At 39.4% G+C, this 19,984-nt stretch carries 13 protein-coding genes; 6 read left to right on the top strand and 7 right to left on the bottom strand.

Annotated features, from left to right (window positions below; translation table 11 throughout):
• Positions 1–31: 31 nt before the first annotated feature.
• From D7029_RS00490 to argC, 3 genes are all read right to left on the bottom strand, one after another.
• Complete coding sequence (locus D7029_RS00490) at positions 32–1,240, bottom strand: argininosuccinate synthase (RefSeq protein WP_088494072.1); 1,209 nt, start codon at positions 1,238–1,240, stop codon at positions 32–34.
• Between the two features lie 75 nt (positions 1,241–1,315).
• Positions 1,316–2,089, bottom strand: a complete 774-nt coding sequence (gene argB / locus D7029_RS00485) for an acetylglutamate kinase (RefSeq protein ID WP_088494073.1) — start codon at positions 2,087–2,089, stop codon at positions 1,316–1,318.
• 20 nt (positions 2,090–2,109) lie between these two features.
• The gene (argC, locus tag D7029_RS00480; RefSeq protein WP_194951594.1) at positions 2,110–3,114 is read right to left on the bottom strand and encodes an N-acetyl-gamma-glutamyl-phosphate reductase; all 1,005 of its coding nucleotides are present in this window, start codon (positions 3,112–3,114) and stop codon (positions 2,110–2,112) included.
• A 100-nt stretch (positions 3,115–3,214) separates the two neighbouring features.
• Between argC and argE the strand changes: the two genes are divergently transcribed.
• The gene (gene argE / locus D7029_RS00475; protein WP_194951593.1) at positions 3,215–4,378 is read left to right on the top strand and encodes an acetylornithine deacetylase; all 1,164 of its coding nucleotides are present in this window, start codon (positions 3,215–3,217) and stop codon (positions 4,376–4,378) included.
• An 80-nt stretch (positions 4,379–4,458) separates the two neighbouring features.
• Here the strand turns inward: argE and poxB are convergent, their stop codons facing one another.
• Entirely contained in the window at positions 4,459–6,183 is a 1,725-nt protein-coding gene (poxB, locus tag D7029_RS00470) for a ubiquinone-dependent pyruvate dehydrogenase (RefSeq protein ID WP_194951592.1), read from the bottom strand.
• 568 nt (positions 6,184–6,751) lie between these two features.
• Here poxB and D7029_RS00465 point away from each other — a divergent pair.
• From D7029_RS00465 to D7029_RS00455, 3 genes are read left to right on the top strand one after another with little or no spacing between them, the layout of a single operon-like run.
• Positions 6,752–7,573 (top strand): DUF3100 domain-containing protein, encoded by an 822-nt coding sequence (locus D7029_RS00465; RefSeq protein WP_023583450.1) that lies wholly within the window; start codon positions 6,752–6,754, stop codon positions 7,571–7,573.
• On the top strand, positions 7,570–8,019 hold the full coding sequence (locus tag D7029_RS00460; RefSeq protein WP_006534124.1) for a hypothetical protein: 450 nt from the start codon (positions 7,570–7,572) through the stop codon (positions 8,017–8,019). Before D7029_RS00465 ends, D7029_RS00460 begins: the two co-directional genes overlap by 4 nt.
• Positions 8,019–9,197: a M20 metallopeptidase family protein gene (locus D7029_RS00455; protein ID WP_194951591.1), complete on the top strand. Its 1,179-nt coding sequence runs from the start codon at positions 8,019–8,021 to the stop codon at positions 9,195–9,197. Before D7029_RS00460 ends, D7029_RS00455 begins: the two co-directional genes overlap by 1 nt.
• A 72-nt stretch (positions 9,198–9,269) precedes the next feature.
• Here D7029_RS00455 and D7029_RS00450 read toward each other — a convergent pair whose 3' ends face one another.
• A complete protein-coding gene (locus D7029_RS00450; RefSeq protein WP_194951590.1) occupies positions 9,270–10,283 on the bottom strand; it encodes a LysR substrate-binding domain-containing protein in 1,014 nt (337 codons plus the stop codon).
• A gap of 711 nt (positions 10,284–10,994) precedes the next feature.
• On the opposite strand from D7029_RS00450, the gene proP reads away from it, so the two are divergent.
• Both proP and phrB read left to right on the top strand, forming a co-directional pair.
• Positions 10,995–12,497 (top strand): glycine betaine/L-proline transporter ProP, encoded by a 1,503-nt coding sequence (proP, locus tag D7029_RS00445; protein ID WP_072070617.1) that lies wholly within the window; start codon positions 10,995–10,997, stop codon positions 12,495–12,497.
• A 10-nt stretch (positions 12,498–12,507) separates the two neighbouring features.
• On the top strand, positions 12,508–13,935 hold the full coding sequence (gene phrB, locus D7029_RS00440) for a deoxyribodipyrimidine photo-lyase (protein ID WP_194951589.1): 1,428 nt from the start codon (positions 12,508–12,510) through the stop codon (positions 13,933–13,935).
• A gap of 51 nt (positions 13,936–13,986) precedes the next feature.
• Here the strand turns inward: phrB and ppc are convergent, their stop codons facing one another.
• Together ppc and D7029_RS00430 are read right to left on the bottom strand one after the other, a co-directional pair.
• Complete coding sequence (gene ppc, locus D7029_RS00435; RefSeq protein ID WP_194951588.1) at positions 13,987–16,623, bottom strand: phosphoenolpyruvate carboxylase; 2,637 nt, start codon at positions 16,621–16,623, stop codon at positions 13,987–13,989.
• Positions 16,624–17,542: 919 nt separating this feature from the next.
• Positions 17,543–19,981 carry a bifunctional aspartate kinase/homoserine dehydrogenase II gene (locus D7029_RS00430; RefSeq protein WP_194951587.1) on the bottom strand — a complete coding sequence of 813 codons (2,439 nt, stop codon included), beginning with the start codon at positions 19,979–19,981 and terminating at the stop codon, positions 17,543–17,545.
• Positions 19,982–19,984: the final 3 nt, after the last annotated feature.

Below are 19,984 nucleotides of genomic sequence, written 5' to 3'. Positions count from 1 at the left end.
ATACTTGTTAGCACCACTCTATTGCTTTGCGTTATTTCTTGCTCAGTGCACGAATACGTGATGGCAGGGAATATAAACGGATAAAGCCTTCAGCATGGCTGTGATCATAAACTTCATCTTCACCAAAGGTTGCAAACTCTTCAGAGTACAGGCTGTTGTCTGATTTCTTCTGAATAGCATTTACATGACCTTTATAAAGCTCTAAAACCACTTCGCCATTCACATCTTTTGCCAGTGATTCAGCGGCAGCTTGTAGTGAAGCGCGGATTGGCGTAAACCAGCGACCATCATAAGCCACATAAGACATCTCTAAGCCTAGTTGCTGACGCCATTTAAATGCATCTCTATCAAGAACAAGTTGCTCAACACCACGCAGAGCCGCCATCATGATAGTGCCCCCTGGGGTTTCGTAACAGCCACGAGATTTCATTCCCACTAAACGGTTTTCAACAATATCGATACGTCCGATACCGTGTTTAACACCTAATGTATTTAGTGTATCTAAACATTCAAAAGGTGATTGTGTTTTACCATTTACTGCGACCACTTCACCCGCTTTAACTGTAACGGTGACTAGTTCTGGTGTTTCTGGTGCTTTCTTAGGATCAACGGTCCATGCCCAGCAATCTTCATTTGAGGCATTCCACGGGCTCTCTAATACGCCACCTTCCGTTGAAATATGCCATGCATTTTCATCACGGCTATAAATTTTCTCAAGAGTTGCTGTTGTTGGGATATTACGAACTTTTAGATAATCCAACAGCGCTTCACGAGAACGTAAATCCCACTCTCTCCAAGGAGCAACCACTTTAAGCTGTGGAGCAAGTGCCGCATAAGTGCTTTCAAAACGAACCTGATCGTTACCTTTACCCGTTGCACCATGAGCAACAGCATCAGCACCTAATTTTAATGCGAGTTCAACTTGTGCTTTGGCGATAACAGGACGCGCCATTGAAGTACCTAATAAATAGCTACCTTCATATAAAGCACCTGTTTTTAATACAGGATAGACATAGTCTTTGATAAACTCTTCACGTAAATCAACGACGTAACACTCTGAAGCACCTGACGTTAATGCTTTTTGTTCTACACCCACTAAATCATCGCGGCTTTGACCAACATCAGCAACAAAAGCGACAACCTCACAGTTATCATAATGTTCTTTTAGCCAAGGAATGATTGCCGATGTATCCAATCCGCCAGAGTATGCCAATACGATTTTCTTAATACCTTTAGTCATAGTGATAACCTTCAATTCCCAATTTGTTTAAATTCTGCCAACTACCAAATAGCGATAAGATTTCTAGAGTGATTTTTAAGCTAAAATTCGGGTTCCTACTGCAACACCATTAAATAATGTCGTCAGTTTTTCAGCATGGCGCCAGCTTGCGATTTCAACAGGTCGTCCTAACGTTTTAGCTGCTTCCAATGCTGCGTTTACTTTCACTATCATGCCGTCAGTGATGATGCCCTGATCGATTAACATCTGTGCTTTTTCAGCTGACATCTCAGCAATCTTCTGACCTTTACCATCTAAAATGCCACTGACATCTGAAAGCAGGACTAAATCAGCACCTAATGTTTCAGCAATAGCGGTTGCCGCTTGATCAGCATTCACATTCATCAGCTCACCTTTTTCAGTCATCCCGATAGAACTGATAATAGGGAGATAGCCAGCACCCAATAATAAATTGAGTAAATCAGGAGAGCCGGGAGTTGCATTTCCTACATGACCTAACTCTTCATTGATTTGAGTGACTTTAGCTAATTGTCCATCACCCAAAGAAAGCCCCACGCCATTAAGCCCAAACTTGGTTGCCCACGATAACAAGGTTTTATTGGCACTTCCGGCAAGTGCTCCTGTAATGATGTCTATCTGATCAGCCGGTGTGACACGAAGACCTTGCTTTTTCACCACAGGCAATTGCAATTTGCCCATTAACTCATCCACCAAACAGCCACCACCATGTACGATGACTAAAGGACGAGAATGCGTTGAGCGATATTGTTGTAATGCAGTGAAAAACCGCGTTAACGCTTCTTCATTATCAAGGAGCACACCACCCAGTTTGATAATTAATGGTTCCATGAAACTTCCCTACTCATTATTTAAATAAGTGATTCGGTTTCAGCGAAACCAAACCGAATGTTCATACATTGCACTGCTTGTGCAGCAGCCCCTTTCAGCAAGTTATCTTCAACACCTACCACAATCAGATGTTCACCTTGCTGAGCAAATCCGATATCACAAAATGCGGTTCCTACAACGGCTTTTAATGCAGGCAATCCTTTTTCATAAACACGCACTAATGGTTTATCTTGATAAGCATCTTCAAAGACTTGTCTTACATCCTCTTGTGTCACACCCACTTTTAACTTACAGGTGATAGTGGCTAAGATCCCTCTCGCAAAATTGCCTAAATGAGGTGTAAAAATCACATCAATACCCAGATGTGTTGCAATCTCAGGTTGATGACGATGAGTAAACACACCGTAAGGTTGCAAACTCACTTCACAAAAGCTACTGGTTAGAGAGGCTTTTCTCCCCGCACCACTCACACCGCTGGTGGCATTAATAACAGGCCACTGTGCTGTATCTAAAAGTCCCGCTTCCACTAAAGGTTTTAGTGACAACTGAGAGACGGTTGGATAACAACCCGGCACAGCAATTAATTGTGCCTGACTAATAATGTCAGCATTCCATTCAGCTAATCCATAAACTGCCTGTGATAACCAATCAGTATTCTTATGCTCGAATCCATAGTATTGTTGATAAAAATGCTTGTTTTGTACTCGATAGGCACCAGACAAATCGAATACCACACAACCTTGCTCTAGAAAGATAGGAGCGATGTCATGGCTGACTTCATGAGCTGTTGCGAGAAAAACGATATCAATGTTTTCAGCAGCTTTAGCGACATCAACCATTGGCTCAAGTGGGAGATCCACTAAACCACGATATTGTGGATGAAGTTCAGAAAAGCACTTCCCTGCATCTGCACTTTGAGCTGATACCATCAGTCTGCTCAAATTCACATGAGGATGCTGCTGAAGATAGGCGGCTAATTCAGCGCCAGTGTAACCACTTGCTCCTACAATCAGAGTATTTAACATGTCATTCTTACCTTGTACTATGAACACAAACCGATTAATGTATTTTTATTCAAAAAAAGTGCATGAATATTGATACTATTATGAAGAAAGGCTGTCAACAGTGAATATTAAATTACCTACATTTATTGAGATTTATCGTCAATTAATTGCAACACCCTCTATCAGCGCTACAGACGCTAAGAACGATCAAAGTAATGAAGCACTGATTAATTTGCTTGCTAATTGGTTGGAAACATTAGGTTTTTCAATTGAAATTCAACCTGTACCTGAAACACGAGGCAAATTTAACCTTCTTGCAACATTAGGAACAGGAAAAGGTGGATTATTACTCTGTGGTCACACTGACACAGTACCGTTTGATGAAGGTCGTTGGACGCAAGATCCTTTTACGCTGACAGAGAAAGAAAATAAGTTATATGGCTTAGGCACTGCTGATATGAAGGGCTTTTTTGCCTTTATTCTCGATGCATTGCGAGATGTAGACACTAAGACGTTAACTCATCCTCTCTATATTCTCGCCACCGCTGATGAAGAAACTTCTATGGCTGGGGCACGTTATTTTGCTGCTAATACGGCAATCCGTCCTGATTTTGCCATTATTGGCGAACCCACATCGCTAAAGCCTATTCGTGCGCATAAAGGGCATTTATCGAATGCGATACGCATTACTGGGCAATCGGGCCACTCTAGTGATCCGGAAAAAGGGGTGAATGCGATAGAGCTAATGCATGAATCAATTACTCACCTTAGTACATTGCGCGATACGTTAAAAACTCGCTATAACAACCCTGCGTTTGTTATCCCTTATCCAACGATGAACTTTGGTTATATTAATGGTGGTGATGCAGCAAATAGAATTTGTGCTTGCTGTGAATTACATATGGATATTCGCCCATTGCCGGGATTAACGCTACAAGACTTGGATGATTTACTTCACGAAACATTAGCGCCCGTCAAAGCACGCTGGCCGGGTCGTTTAAGTGTTGAGGCGTTACACGATCCTATTCCGGGTTATGAGTGCCCAACCGATCACAAAATGGTTGCAGTGATCGAAGAACTATTAGGTGAGAAAGCGCAAACAGTGAATTACTGTACTGAAGCGCCGTTTATTCAAGATCTCTGCCCTACCTTAGTTTTAGGCCCAGGTTCTATTGAACAAGCACACCAGCCTGATGAATTTATCGATATGGCATTTATTGAGCCAACGCGTGAATTAATGGGGCAATTAATTGAAAACTTCTGTTTAACAGAAAAAGCGCAATAATAAAAAACCCTATCAGCTTATGTTGATAGGGTTTTTATCTTCAATTAATACTCTAAATAATTCGAGTTACGGATAGGCGATTAGCGTAACCAATTAGTTTTGGCTAGTTGAACAATTTCATCACCTCGACCATTAATAATCGCTTTCATCATATACAGGCTAAAACCTTTTGCTTGTTCAAACTTCACTTCAGGAGGCATTGAGAGCTCTTGTTTTGCAGTGACTACATCCACAATCACAGGGCCATCATGTTCAAAAGCCTCTTTCAGAGCATGATCCAAATCTTCACCTTTTTCTACTCGAATGCCTTTGATACCAGATGCATTGGCAATAGCAGCAAAGTCCGGATTATGTAAATCAGTACCGTCAGTTAAATAACCACCAGCTTTCATCTCCATCGCGACAAAGCCTAATACACTGTTATTAAAAATAATCACTTTAACCGGTAAATTCATTTGAGCTAATGAGATAAAATCACCCATTAACATGGTAAATCCGCCATCACCACACATTGCTACAACTTGACGCTTTCTATCTAACGCCTGCACACCAATAGCTTGAGCCATCGCATTTGCCATAGAGCCGTGATTAAACGATCCCAGTAAACGACGTTTTCCATTCATTCCAACATAACGAGCCGCCCACACTGTTGGCGTTCCGACATCACAGGTAAAAATAGCGTCATCATTTGCTAGTTCACTTAATCGACGCGCCAAATATTGTGGGTGAATAAGTTCACGCTCACTGGGTTGTGCTAGTGCATCCAGATCTTGCCGTGCTTTGGCATAATGTTTTAATGAAGCATCAAGGTGAGTGGTATCTGTTTTCTCTTTTAAACGAGGCTGTATCGCATTTAATGTTGCTTTAATATCGCCAATCATCGCCATATCGACATGGCAATGCGAACCAAGACTGCTTGGATTAATATCAATTTGAATAATATTGGCTTTTGATGGATAAAATGCACGATAAGGGAACTGCGTACCTAATAACACCAAAGTGTCAGCGTTTTCCATCGCATGATAACCCGATGAAAAACCAATTAACCCTGTCATTCCTACACTGTAAGGATTTTTCCACTCAATGTACTCTTTCCCTCGCAATGCGTGTACAACAGGGGCTTTTAAGGTTTGAGCCAGTTTAATCACTTCATCGCGAGCTTGAGCACATCCTGCACCGCACATTAAAGTGATGTTTTTTGCATTATTCAGTGCATCAGATAATTTTTCGATTTCGAAACGATTAGGCATGATGAGTGGAAACTGCAACGGATACCAATTTTCATGCGCATCTTCTGGGGCTGGTTTTAGTGCAACATCCCCCGGCAATACAACAACCGCAACCCCTTTTTTCAAAATAGCGGTTCGCATCGCAATAGCTAGCACTTGAGGGATCTGCTCTGGGTTTGAGACTAATTCACAGTAATGACTGCATTCGCGAAAAAGTTCTTGAGGATGTGTTTCTTGAAAATAATTGCTACCAATTTCGGCAGAAGGAATATGCGCGGCAATGGCTAACACAGGAACATGATTACGATGGCAATCAAAAAGCCCATTGATAAGATGTAAGTTTCCCGGTCCACAAGAGCCAGCGCAAACCGCTAATTGGCCATTAACTGCCGCTTCTGCTCCTGCGGCAAAAGCGGCGACTTCTTCATGGCGGGTTCCCATCCACTCAATCGTTCCCATCTTTCGCAAGCTATCACTTAATCCATTGAGAGAATCGCCTGTCACGCCCCAAATACGTTTTACACCTGCATTATGGAGTACTTTAGCAATATAAGTTGCAACGGTTTGCTTACTCATGGTGATATTTTTCCTCAGTTTTGGGTAAATTGCGCCTCTGCGAGCTACATCTATCTCCTTCCCATATTCTGTTTCTCTTCCTCGCCAGCTTGCAGAGAAAATCATCTTACTAACTCAAATATAAAGAATAACACCAATCACTGTAATGTCACTGTCGTGATAAAGTGAGTACTAATAAAAATGTAAAAATAAAATATCACTTCCAAATACATTCATTAAACTTATAATAACCGCACCAAATAAGAATATATCTCATTAATAACGTATTATTATTTACTAAATGATAGACAAAGTTTGTTTATAGTATTATTTTAATAATTAAAATAATTTTTAATAATGATTTTTCCCTTCACATCTTTATTAACAATTAAGCTGACTCATTTCAGCCTTACCCACTGTCTTTATTAAAAAATTTAACTTTCTTCTATTTGTTAATAAATTTATTACCATTGTATTATTTCATGCCCCATGAAAAAGAGGTATGAAATAAACATGACATTGGTCACGCTACCTTTTGCTTTTTGTCCTCTAGAATAAAGCCTGATTATTTTTCAACGGAGATTAACGGATGGACAAAAGTAGAAGTCCGATAAAGGTTTTCTTTATTAGTATTCTGGCAGTCCTTTTCTTAATTTTTATTTCACAATATGTCATTGGTAAAAAAGAAATTAAGATTGGCATTGCGGTAATACCTATTTTACCAATGCTATTTGCTGTAATTATTGGTATGTGTATATCTGCTGGATTTACCCGTAAAAAAATTAAAGTATGGGGTAAATTATTTACAGAAAAAGAAGAAGGCTTCTGCGGTAAAATGGTAGGTTTCAGCCTGCTTATTTTAGGTACGCAATATGCAGGAATGATTGTTCCTAATATTAAAATGATTTTAAGTGTCGGTATTCCTTTATTTGTTCAGGAACTCGGAAACTTATTACCAGTATTAATTGCGGTTCCATTAGCCATTAAATTTGGATTTGGTCGTCGTGCAATTGGTGCTTGTTCATCTATTAGCCGTGAACCGTCTATCGCTGTTATTCAAGGTAAATTTGGTACAGGCTCTCAGGAATATATTGGTGTATTAGCCATTTATTTATGTGGTTCTGTGATCGGTACTTTATGGTTTAGCGTATTAGGTAGTATTGCTCCATTAACTGGATTACACCCACTTGCTCTTGCAGCAGGCTCTGGCGTGGGTTCGGGTTCAATGTTAAGTGCGGCATCAGGTGCATTAATTAATGGTCTTGATGAAGCATTAGCACAGCAAGTATTAAGTGTTGCCGCTGCATCTAACTTATTATCTTCAGCACTAGGCGCACTGTCATTAACCTATTTAGGTTTACCTCTTTCAGAAAAAATTTATAAAATTTTCACCAGAGGCAAAACTGCATGAAAAATATAATTATTGATATGAAATTTGTATTCGTTGCTATTTTACTGGCAATGTTTACTCAAACGTTAACATCAGGGATCGCTCTTTATGCAATGTGGGATAGCTTTATTGCTATGTCATTAGTGGTATTTATTTCACTCGTTGCAAAACATTATTTACCTTCATCTTTACCAACATTTGCTTATGCAACAATTATCGGGATCCTTATTTGTTTACCCGAAACTCCGGTAAGAGATTTCTTTATTAGTTCTATTGGTAAAGTTTCTTTCTTATCTTGTTGTGTTCCTTTATTAGCATTTGCTGGTTTATCTGTTGGTGGTCAATTAGAAGAACTTAAGAAAATGTCATGGAAAGTTATTCTTATTTTCATGATTGTTTCAACTTGTTGTTTCTTTGGCGCATCAATCGTCGCGCAAATTGGATTTACTATCCAGGGAGTTATCTAATGAATAATATTTATAATGTCAGTGAAAAACTCTTTCAATTAAATGATTTTAGTAAAAAAACACGACAAGACCTGCACAAAATACCTGAGCTATCAGGTGAAGAATATAAAACATCTAAATACTGTCGTGAATTAATGGAAAGTTTTGGTTATCAAATTAAAACTTTTGATGGATATACTGGCTTCACAGCAGACTTAATTGTTAATTCTGAATTTCCATTAATTGCTATCCGTGCTGATATGGACGGATTAGAAATGCCAGACTTAACGAATAATGAATATAGTTCAGTTCACCAAGGTTGTGCACACAACTGTGGTCACGATACTCATATGACTATGGCATTAACCAGTGCTAAATATCTTGCCGAAAATAGAGAAGAGATGAGCGCGAACGTTCGCTTTATTTTCCAAATGGCTGAAGAAGATATGCGTGTACCTGGCGCTGAAAAAATGGTTGAGCTCGGTTGCATGGAAGGCGTTGATGAAACTTACGCACTTCATAACGATGCAGCGATTGAAACAGGTTGTGTTCGCTTTAATGATGGTGTGATGTCATCTTATGGCTCTGCATGGACATTAGATGTTTATGGTGTTTCTGCACATGGTTCAACACCGCACAAAGGTTTAGATGCCATTCGTGAAGCAACCCGTTTAATTGATTATATGGATTATGTTGTTGCAAAGAAAACAGATCCATTTAGCCCAGCGGTCTTTGGTTGTGGCATGATCAATGGGGGAACAATCCCTAATGCATTAGCTGATCACGTACAAGCTCGCGGTACTATCCGTTCTATGGATGAAAATACCGACCAAGTGCTGAAAGCAAGTTTTGATGAAATTGTTGCACGCAGTACAGCTGGCGGATTTAAAACCACATTAAGCTATAGCGGATACCCTGCTGTTGTGAATCACCCAACTGCACACCAGCGTTTGTTAGATGCGATGCGTAAATTCTTACCAGAAGAGAATATTGAATCGAACGGTAAGCCAATGACAGGTAGTGAAGACTTTAGCTATATGGTTAACGCTACAAAAGGCAAAATCGGTGCAATGTTCTTCTTAGGAAGTGGCAATCAAGCGAAAGGTATTAATAATTACCTTCACGCAAATCCTTATTTTGTCGATGATGATTGTTTATTAGTCGGTGCTCAGATTTTTGTTAATATTCTGACTCGCTAATCTCTTATTATTCTGCCCAAAGCCCGTTATTGCCCCCGCAAAAACGGGCTTTTTTCTATTCTGATCTGACGTCTATTCTACAACGCTATTATTCACATTCACTGAACGTAAATCAGGTAATCCTTGGTATACCTCTTTACTGTGCCATTGGGTTTCCCATTGCTCTGGCATCTGAATAATATTTTTATCAATATGTGGCGCATAGAGAGAAATAAACTCATGCATATAATCTTTCATATGAGTATGTTTACTGACACAGATATGGGTATAACTCGGTTGCACTAAATGATCGATATTAATACATTTTAATGCGCCACCATCTTCAATCTCATCATAAGAGGCTGTTGCAATAACACCGATGCCTAAATGGCGCTTAACATAGTATTTAATAATCTCAGTATCCGTCGCGGTTAACGCCACCTTAGGCTTAAGATTATTTTTATAAAATACCTTGTCTAATTTAGATCCTCTTGTAAAACCAAAAACATAAGTAATCAGTGGATATTCAGCCATTTGTTCGATGGTAACCTGCTCATCATCTTTCAATAACGCAAGAGGATGATCATAAGGAACTAATAAACTGCGAGTCCAGCGGTAGCAAGGCAATGTAATAAGATCTTCATAAAGGTGCATAGATTCTGTTGCGATAGCAAAATCTACATCGCCATTTTTAACCATCTCTGCTAATTGAGCGGGTGCGCCTTGATGAAAATGTAGCGAAATATTAGGATAATAGCGACGAAAGTGATCAATCACATTCGGCAATGAATAACGTATTTGAGTGTGTGTTGTCGCAATATGTAAATCGACTTTTTTATTACGATCTTCTTCAGCCACAATGCTCTTGATTCGGTCAACCTGCCCAAGAATATCGCAAGCAATTTTATGGACTTCTTTACCCATCGGGCTCAATGCTAATAAGTTATTATTTTTACGCACAAACAGCGACACACTTAATTCATCTTCTAATATTTTTAGTTGCTTACTGATTGTCGGTTGTGAGGTATAGAGTTTTTCAGCCGCATTAGTAATGTTGAAATTATTTTTCACGACTTCAACAAAGCTTTTCAGTTGATTAATGTTCATAGAGGTACCTGGGTTAATCTGCACAAATGCGCGGTTAATTATTAATTTTATAAATTTTTATTCTAAATATGAGTAATAGATAAACTATCTTTAATATCTCTGTCGTGATATCTCGTCATACTATCTTGATTTAATCTTATAATAAGAATAGCGAGATCTATTCTATTATCCACATTTTCACTTTCACTATTCGAAAGAATAATAAAGCAAAATAAGGTGTTATTATTTTATACTTATCGATCAACCTTTGTATTATGCACAATGCTCATACAAATACGTTAGCCTATATCAAAAATAAATAGGTGATAGACATAACACATTGTTATTAAAATAAAAAATAAGTTTATTTGCTTGTTTTTCTATGTGATACTTTCGGTCAACTTAACGCAAATTAACCATTAGTAACACCATGAATTTTACACAAAAGCAGAATTACGTTATGATATTGATCACATTTTAATACATAGAGGCTCTGTTTTGTTATATCAAAACAACAAAGAAAAATTCCTAATATCTTATTCAATCTTATCTATACTTAATAAATATTCCCTTATCTATTAGCTTAATATCACTATTTAATTTTGGTAGAAGTAAGCTGTTTTTTAGTGAATTTTTATCACTCACTCTTCTCGCTAACAAATAGTCACTTCATTTCTTTTAATTAATTGATAAACAAAAAAATCACAAATACCTTAATAAAGGTCACTTAATATGAAAATGAAGAAAAAAAGAAATAAACCACTACAAATCAATGACATAACCATTATTGATGATAGTAAGCTCAAAAAAGCCATTACTGCTGCCGCATTAGGTAATGCCATGGAATGGTTCGACTTTGGTGTTTATGGCTTCCTTGCTTACGTTTTAGGTCAAGTCTTCTTCCCGGGTGCATCACCTGGCGTACAGATGATTGCAGCTCTCGCGACATTCTCCGTCCCTTTCCTTATAAGACCTTTAGGGGGTGTTGTATTTGGGATGTTAGGGGATAAATTTGGTCGTCAGAAAGTCTTATCTGTCACCATCATTATTATGGCGCTTAGTACGTTTGCCATTGGTCTTATTCCTGCTTATGAAACCATTGGTATTTGGGCTCCTGTTTTATTATTACTCGCTAAATTAGCGCAAGGTTTCTCCATTGGTGGTGAATATTCAGGAGCGGCGATTTTCGTTGCTGAATACTCACCAGACCGTAAACGCGGATTTATGGGGAGCTGGTTAGACTTTGGTTCTATTGCTGGTTTTGTTATGGGTGCAGGTGTAGTTGTACTTATCTCAACTATTTTGGGTGAAGCCGCATTTCATGAATGGGGATGGCGTATTCCGTTCTTCTTAGCATTACCGTTAGGTCTTATTGGCTTATATTTGCGTCATGCTTTAGAAGAAACACCTGCATTCCAACAACATGTTGATGCAATGAATAGCGACGACCGAAAATCTATTCAAGATCCACCTCGTGTTTCATTACGTGAAATTGCATCGAAATATTGGAAAAGTTTAACCGTCTGTGTAGGTTTAGTGATTGCCACTAATGTCACCTACTATATGTTATTAACCTATATGCCGAGTTATTTATCTCATAACCTAAATTATTCGGCAGATCACGGTGTGCTGATCATCATCGCGATTATGATAGGTATGTTATTCGTACAACCTGTAATTGGGTTATTGAGTGACAAAATTGGCCGTAAACCCTTTGTTATTGGTGGTAGTATTGGCTTGTTTGTCCTTGCTTACCCTGCGTTTATGATGATTAACAGTGATGAAATCGGTTTAATTTTCTTAGGATTATTAATTCTTGCGGTTTTACTTAACTGTTTTACTGGAGTAATGGCATCCATTTTACCTGCCATATTCCCGACCCATATTCGTTATAGTGCATTAGCAATCGCATTTAATATCTCAGTATTAATTGCGGGTGCAACACCAACAGCAGCAGCTTGGTTAGTTGAAGCAACCGGTGATTTATATATGCCTGCTTATTATCTGATGATTGTTGCTGTTGTCGGCTTGATAACAGGTATCAAGATGATCGAAACCGCAAATAAACCTTTACGAGGTGCAACACCTGCGGCGTCGGATAAATCAGAAGCTAAAGAAATTTTATCAGAGCACTATGATAGTATTGAACACCGTGTTGAAGATATCGAAGCGGAAATTGAAGCATTACAGAAAAAACGCCAAGCCCTAATCGATCAACATCCTAAGTTAGATTAAGAGAGGTTACATGCACCCGTCTTCTGTTCATTTAGTCTGGTTTCGTAATGATTTAAGAGTGACGGATAACAAGGCACTCTTTAACGCTTGCCAAGATAAACAAGCACAGGTGCATGCTCTTTTCACCGTAACGCCTGAACAATGGAAAGCCCACAATATGGCTTTGTCATGTCAGGCGTTTATTCATGATGCTTTACTCGATCTTTCAATATCGCTGGCAAAACTTAATATTCCACTGACATTAGTGATTTGTGATACTTATTCAAATGCAGCCGATAAAGTGGCCGAATATTGCCAACAACATCAAGTTAGCGCGCTTTTTTTCAATCACCAATATGCCCTTAATGAACAACACCGTGATAAAAAAGTTACTGAGTTACTAGAAAATAAAACCACCATTTATGCTTATCATGACAATGTGTTTATTCCACCGGGTAATGTAGTCACACAACAAGGGGAGATGTATAAGGTTTTTACTCCCTTTAGAAACGCATTTTTACGACTCTTTTTTTCACAAGATAACGCTTCGTTACCTATCCCAGAAATAAGAACATATCAAAAAACAGTCTCTCCTTTAAAAGCGCCGCTATTTTCACTTGAAGACACAAACACATCTTCTTTTATCGCTACGGAAGAAGAAGCACTTAAACGTTTAAAACAGTTCTGCTATGAAAGTGTCCCACATTATGCAAAATGGCGAGATATTCCGGCAGTTGATGGCACAAGCCGATTATCACCCTACCTTTCTATCGGTCTGTTATCTATTCGCCAATGTTTTAATCGCCTTTACCAAACTGAACCTGATTTCTTAGAAAACAGTGCATCAGGCGCATTTGTTTGGTTTAACGAGCTTATTTGGCGAGAATTTTACCAACACTTAATTGTGGCAAATCCCAATTTATGCAAACACATTGCTTTTCAGCTTTGGACAGAAAAAATCAATTGGCGTAACGAACAAGATGAATTTAACGCTTGGACTCAAGGCTTAACAGGCTTTCCGATTATTGATGCTGCAATGCGACAACTTAACCAGACAGGTTGGATGCATAACCGCTTACGTATGCTCACGGCGAGCTTTCTTATCAAAGACTTGTTAATTGATTGGCGTTGGGGTGAGCGTTATTTTATGTCGCAACTCATTGATGGCGATTTCGCATCAAATAATGGGGGTTGGCAGTGGGCTGCATCAACAGGAACAGATGCCGTACCTTATTTTCGAATTTTTAATCCTACTACCCAAGGACGTAAGTTCGATCCTGATGGTGAGTTTATCCGCCATTGGCTTCCTGAACTCGCCGATGTGCCTAATCGATATATTCATACCCCTCACGAATGGTCAGCAAAAACCAATAACTCTCTCGATTATCCATTACCCATTGTTGATCACGCCAAAGCACGAATAAGAGCTATTGAGTCTTACGAAAAAGCTAAAAAATAAAAAAACAGCGCTATTATTAAGCGCTGTTTTTATTTCTAAATATTGGTGACTCTAGCCTGTATTACGCATACCTGCGGCAATACCTGCAATAGTGACCATAAGTGCCTGTTCAATACGAGGGTCTGATTCGCTATGAGTACGAGAACGCTGTAACAACTCAGCCTGAAGTACGTTTAATGGATCTGTATACACATTACGTAGTGCAATAGATTCAGCAACCCACGGCAAATCCGCCATTAAGTGTTCATCTTTTGAAATCGCCAAGACACTCTTAATATCATCAGAAAGTTGCTGACGTAATTTAGATCCTAATGGCCATAAACGCTCTTCAACTAAACGTTGATCGTAATATTCTGCTAACCATAAGTCCGCTTTAGCATACACCATTTCTAACATCGCAATACGTGTATTAAAGAACGGCCAGTTCTCACACATATCGTCTAATACCGCTTGTTTTCCACTATCAATTTCATGCTGTAATGCCGCGCCAGCCCCCAACCAAGCAGGTAGCATTAAGCGGTTTTGAGTCCAGGCGAAGATCCACGGAATAGCACGCAAGGTTTCAACACCACCAGTAGGGCGACGTTTTGCAGGACGTGAGCCTAATGGTAGTTTACCCAACTCGCCTTCTGGCGTTGCCGCTCTAAAGTAAGGAACAAAGTCTTCTTGTCCTCGTACATAGTCACGATACATTGCACAAGAAACGTCAGACAAGGAATCCATTACCTCAATCCAAGGCGCTTTTGGCTCTGGTGGTGGTAATAAATTCGCTTCTAAGATTGCACCTGCATAGTGAGCAAGGCTACTGATAGTGACTTGTGGTAATCCGAACTTAAAGCGGATCATTTCGCCTTGTTCTGTCACACGCAGACCACCTTTTAAACTTCCTGGTGGTTGAGAAAGTAATGCTGCATGTGCAGGCGCACCACCACGACCAATCGTACCGCCACGTCCGTGGAATAGTGTTAATGTCACACCTGATTTTTCACAGAGCTTAATTAATGCATCTTGAGCACGATATTGTGCCCATGATGCTGCCATCACACCCGCATCTTTTGCTGAGTCTGAATAGCCAATCATCACCATTTGTTTGTCATCAATTAAATCGCGATACCAAGGAATATCAAACAAACGCGTCATTACGCTTTCAGCATTATTTAAGTCATCAAGCGTTTCAAATAAAGGGGCAACAGGTAATCGAATATTCGCGCCAGCTTCTTTCAGTAATAGCTTTACAGCTAATACATCAGAAGGTACTTTTGCCATTGAAATCACATAAGAGGCGATAGAATCTTTAGGTGATTCAGCAATCACACGGCAAGTCTCAAATACTTCTTGAGTCGCTGCACTTGGTTGCCAATTAGTTGGGATCAGTGGACGCTTAGAATTTAATTCTTCAAGTAAGAACGTTTGTTTCTGATCTTCAGACCAATTTGCATAATCACCAAGCTCTAAATACTGTGTCAATTCAGAGAGTGCTTCAGTGTGATTGGTACTTTCTTGGCGAATATCGAGCTTAACTAGCTGTAAGCCAAAGCAACGGATACGACGTAATGTATCTAACAGTTGCCCATTAGCGATAATACGCATACCGCACTGAGTCAGTGATTGATAACAAGCGTATAGCGGATCCCAAAGTTGGGCATTATCAATTAATAGCCCTTCAGGAGGTAAGGATTGCTGTCCTTTAATACGTTGTTCTAAATAATCACGAGTGACTTGTAAGCGAGTACGTAACTGTTTAGCAATTTCACGATATGGCTCTGCAACTTCAGCACCACCCGCTAATTCACGTAGCTCAGGTGTACTTTCTGTCATTGAAAGTTCTGAAACAAGAACTTGAATATCATTTAAGAATAAATCAGCGGCTTTCCAACGGCTTAATAGTAAAGCATGGCGTGTGATCTCAGCCGTCACATTTGGGTTACCATCGCGATCTCCGCCCATCCATGAAGTAAAACGAATAGGAGAAGCTTCTACTGGTAAGTTGTAATCAATGGATTCTTTAAGCTGCTCATTAAATTCACGTAAAAAAGCAGGAACACCTTCCCATAAGCTATTTTCAACAACCGCAAATCCCCATTTCGCTTCATCAATAGGTGTTGGGCGAATTTTTCTAATTTCATCCGTGTGCCATGATTGGGCAACTAACTGACGCAGACGGCGCATAATATTAGTACGCTCATAATCTGCTAGATCGTCATGGTCGAGTTGAGATAAACAGGTATTTACTTCAACCAGCTTATGAATAAGTGTACGACGTGCAATCTCGGTTGGGTGCGCCGTTAATACCAGCTCGATAGAGATTTGCTCTACCGCTTCTTTTAATTGCTCGTCGGTAAAATTCTTATCTTTTAGTCTGGTGATCAGTTTTGCCAATGCCACAGGATTACTCGCCGCTTCACCGTGAGGTGAAATGCTATGGTATTGTTCTGCCACGTTCGTCAGGTTTAAAAATTGATTGAATGCTCTAGCAACAGGTAATAATTCATCATTAGAGAGATTCTGTAACGTCAGCAACAGTTTTTGTCGCTGAACTTCATTACCTGCTCGTGATGATTTAGATAGTTTTCGAATTGATTCAACTTTATCTAAAATTTCTTCACCGAGTGCTTCTTTTATCGTATCTCCAAGTAGCTTGCCAAGCATACTGACATTGCTACGCATAGCAGAATATTGTTGATTCATAAGACTCCTGACCTTGTCTTTGTGGCGGTAACAACATGCTTCTTCCTATTAGAAAAGTCATGTCCTCCCAGTTGTGTAATTAACTTTCATTTCTGATGTGACTTTATTTTGATTTTTGTGATAAGCCACACTGCTTTTTTTACTTAGCCTACTATTCATATCAGAAAATAATCGTTTTGGGGGATTTTTCTGAAATTTAATTACGGCTTTAGTCTTATAAGAATGACTAATATCCATGCTGTTCTAGCTCAATTTTACCTAGAATAAGGACTTTTTTTCGTTTCTTATCTACTACGAAGAGTTTTTTACTAGAAAGGGCGAGATACGTGAAAATTTATCTGGCGAGAAATTTAGATGATTTTTTTTAATATTGATAAATTGTCTGGTCGATTTTTTGGTTTTTAGCTAATTTTGCTGGTGGGTTATGACTCGTATTCCTATTTCATCGCTTATTTTTATTCTTTTTTACATTTTTACTAGGCTACGATTTCCAATTAAGTTTTTTATAAGACAAAAACGAATAAAGCGCTGAATATCAGCGCTTTAAGTTAAGAATAACGAATTGTCTTTCAGTAAATTAAGTTGTCTGTTGTAAATAATGTGGTTAATCGAATTGTACTCTTAATAACGTTCAAACACGTTGTAACCGTACTTCAACTTCCACTCAAGACGCTTAAATTTCACATCATGAGCTACTGACAAAAGTTCTCTTTAGCTTGATGGTTCACCTCCGTCATTTCATTTCTTAGTGGGACAATCTGTCTTACTACCTTTGACATCAATCGCTCCTTTGTGACTAGAGATGCTTCAAGTATAGCCAAAGAATTTAAAAAAATTGAGTGATATGACACAAAAATGACAAAAGGTTATCGGCATAAAATAACCCGCTGATAACCTTTATAAAAAAGAAATAATTAAATTACAGTAACTGGGAAAGGCGGTTTAAATCTGACTGAATTGCGCCTGCGGTCACATCTCTGCCGGCTCCCGGCCCTCTGATCACAAGGGGGTTATCACGATACCAACGGCTTTCAATCGCAAATAAATTATCACCCGGTAATAGCGAGGCAAGAGGATGATCTTTTCTCACAGCTTCAACGCCGACTTTTGCTTTACCATTAGCATCAAAACGGGCGATATAACGTAATACCATATCCATTTCATTTGCAGCAGCTAATCGTTGTGCCATCTGTTCATTGATCAATGCACTGTTATCAAAAAACTCTTCTAGCGAACCAGTTTCAGCTTGTACAGGTACTAAAGATTCCACTCGTACTTGCTCTGGCTCGATGTCATAACCTGCTTCACGAGCAAGAATAACCAGTTTACGCATCACATCTTGCCCTGATAAATCAATTCGTGGATCAGGCTCTGTTAATCCTTGTTGCCAAGCTTGTTCCACCAGCTCACTGAAAGGCACTGTGCCATCAAATTGCAAGAATAACCAAGAGAGCGTGCCAGAGAAAATACCGCTAATTGATAAAATAGTGTCACCACTTTCACGCAAATCGCGTACCGTATGATTAATCGGTAAACCTGCACCGACTGTTGCGTTATATAGCCAATGGCGACCTGTTTTAGAAAACGCATCTCGTGTGGCGCGATAACGCACACTTGAAGCTGAGCCCGCAATTTTATTTGCACTGATAACATGAAAACCGTAGCTAGCAAAATCTTCATAAGAGGCAGCAAGAGACTCATTAGCCGTAATATCAACAACCACTAAATCATCATAAGGATGAGCTCTCATCCAAAGATAAAGCGACTCTTCATTATGCTCTGTCGCTTCCTCATCAAAGAAAGCCAATGCACGACTTGGATTAATACCTTGATAATCAAGTAAACTACGACGGCTATCAACGACACCCGCAAGAATAAATTCAAAATCACTACGTGCTGATAAAGGCTCTTGTTCGCGAGCAAACAATTCTAACCAACGTGAACCAATATTCCCTTTACCAAACAGTACTAAGCCAATCTGTTTTTCAGCTCTAAATAGCGTTTGATGTAAACCTTGCAGTAGATGCTCAGTATAATTACGCAATACTGCAACTAAGCTGATGTTATCTTCAGCATGCCAAATAAATTCAACAGGTTGGTCTTTAAGTTGTTGATAGAAACGATGACAATGAAGTGGATTTTTACAAACACCTGCACCGACTAAAGCTACTAGTGAGAAGCCTTCTCGTAGATGTAATTTTCCCGGTAAAACCGCATCTTGTAATACATCTAATGCACTGTTAGCGACTTCACTGGTATAGCAAAGCTGTAAAAGTTGGCTGTCTTTATCAACACCAGTCGCTAAAGGACGGATTTGCGCACGTTTAAGTAATTCATCAACCTCCTTCGCCACTTGTTCAAAGTTTTGATGAGAGGGAAGTTGGAGTTCAATCAAACAAACATCATCATGGCTAGTAACGATTTTAGCGCCTGTTCCTGATGCCAAAACACGTTCTATACGCGTTGAACCTTGTTCTGGTTGATAACTACAACGAAGTTGCAAATCAATATTACTGCCTGAAACGGGTTGAAGTGTGCGTGTATGTAAAACGGGGGCAGCTAATCGAGCCAATTCGCTCGCTTCATCTAAACGCAACAATGGCAATAAACAAGCATCTTTAACTTTGCGAGGATCCGCACTATAAACACCGGCAACATCACTCCAAATTGTGACTTTACCGACATCCGCTAAAGCACCCACTTGCGTGGCAGAGTAATCGCTACCGTTACGACCTAATAAGACCGTTTCACCTTGTTGGTTGCGACTAATAAAACCGGTTACAACAAAACGACTTTCAGGGTGTTTAGCTAATAGTGATTGTAATAATGGACGAGATAAAGTTTCGTTTACTTGAGGCTGAGCTGCTCTCTCAGCACATAAGAATTCACGCGCATCTAACCACACGCTAGGTAAACCCTGCTCTGTCAGTAGATTTGCCATTAATCTTGCAGACCAAATTTCACCATGACCGACAACTTCTGCATAAGTTGCGTCTGTGATAGGTTTATCCAACAAATAGCTTAAACGTTCAAGATCAGCAATAAAAGCTTGAGAAAGTAATTCTGCATTCTCTTTTGAAAGTAGCCCTTCAATTAAAGATAATTGGTAACGACGCAAAGTTTGCTGAACTTGATGGGCAGAAATACGATCACTTTGGCTAAGTTTCAGCCAGCTAATCAACTGATTCGTCGTCGAGCCCGCCGCAGAAACCACCATTAGGTCATTAGGTTGGCTATAGTTCGTCATGATATTCACGACACGTTGATAACATTTTATGTCCGCAAGACTGCTACCACCGAATTTATGTAACTGACGGCAAATCGGCTCCGCCTGTTGTTTAATCGCCACTACGCTCATGAT

The sequence above is a fragment of the Proteus vulgaris genome, from assembly GCF_016647575.1.
Classification (GTDB): Bacteria; Pseudomonadota; Gammaproteobacteria; order Enterobacterales; family Enterobacteriaceae; genus Proteus; species Proteus mirabilis_B.
The sequence above is the reverse complement of the archived record's forward strand: the minus strand, read 5'-3'. Positions and strand labels throughout refer to the sequence as shown.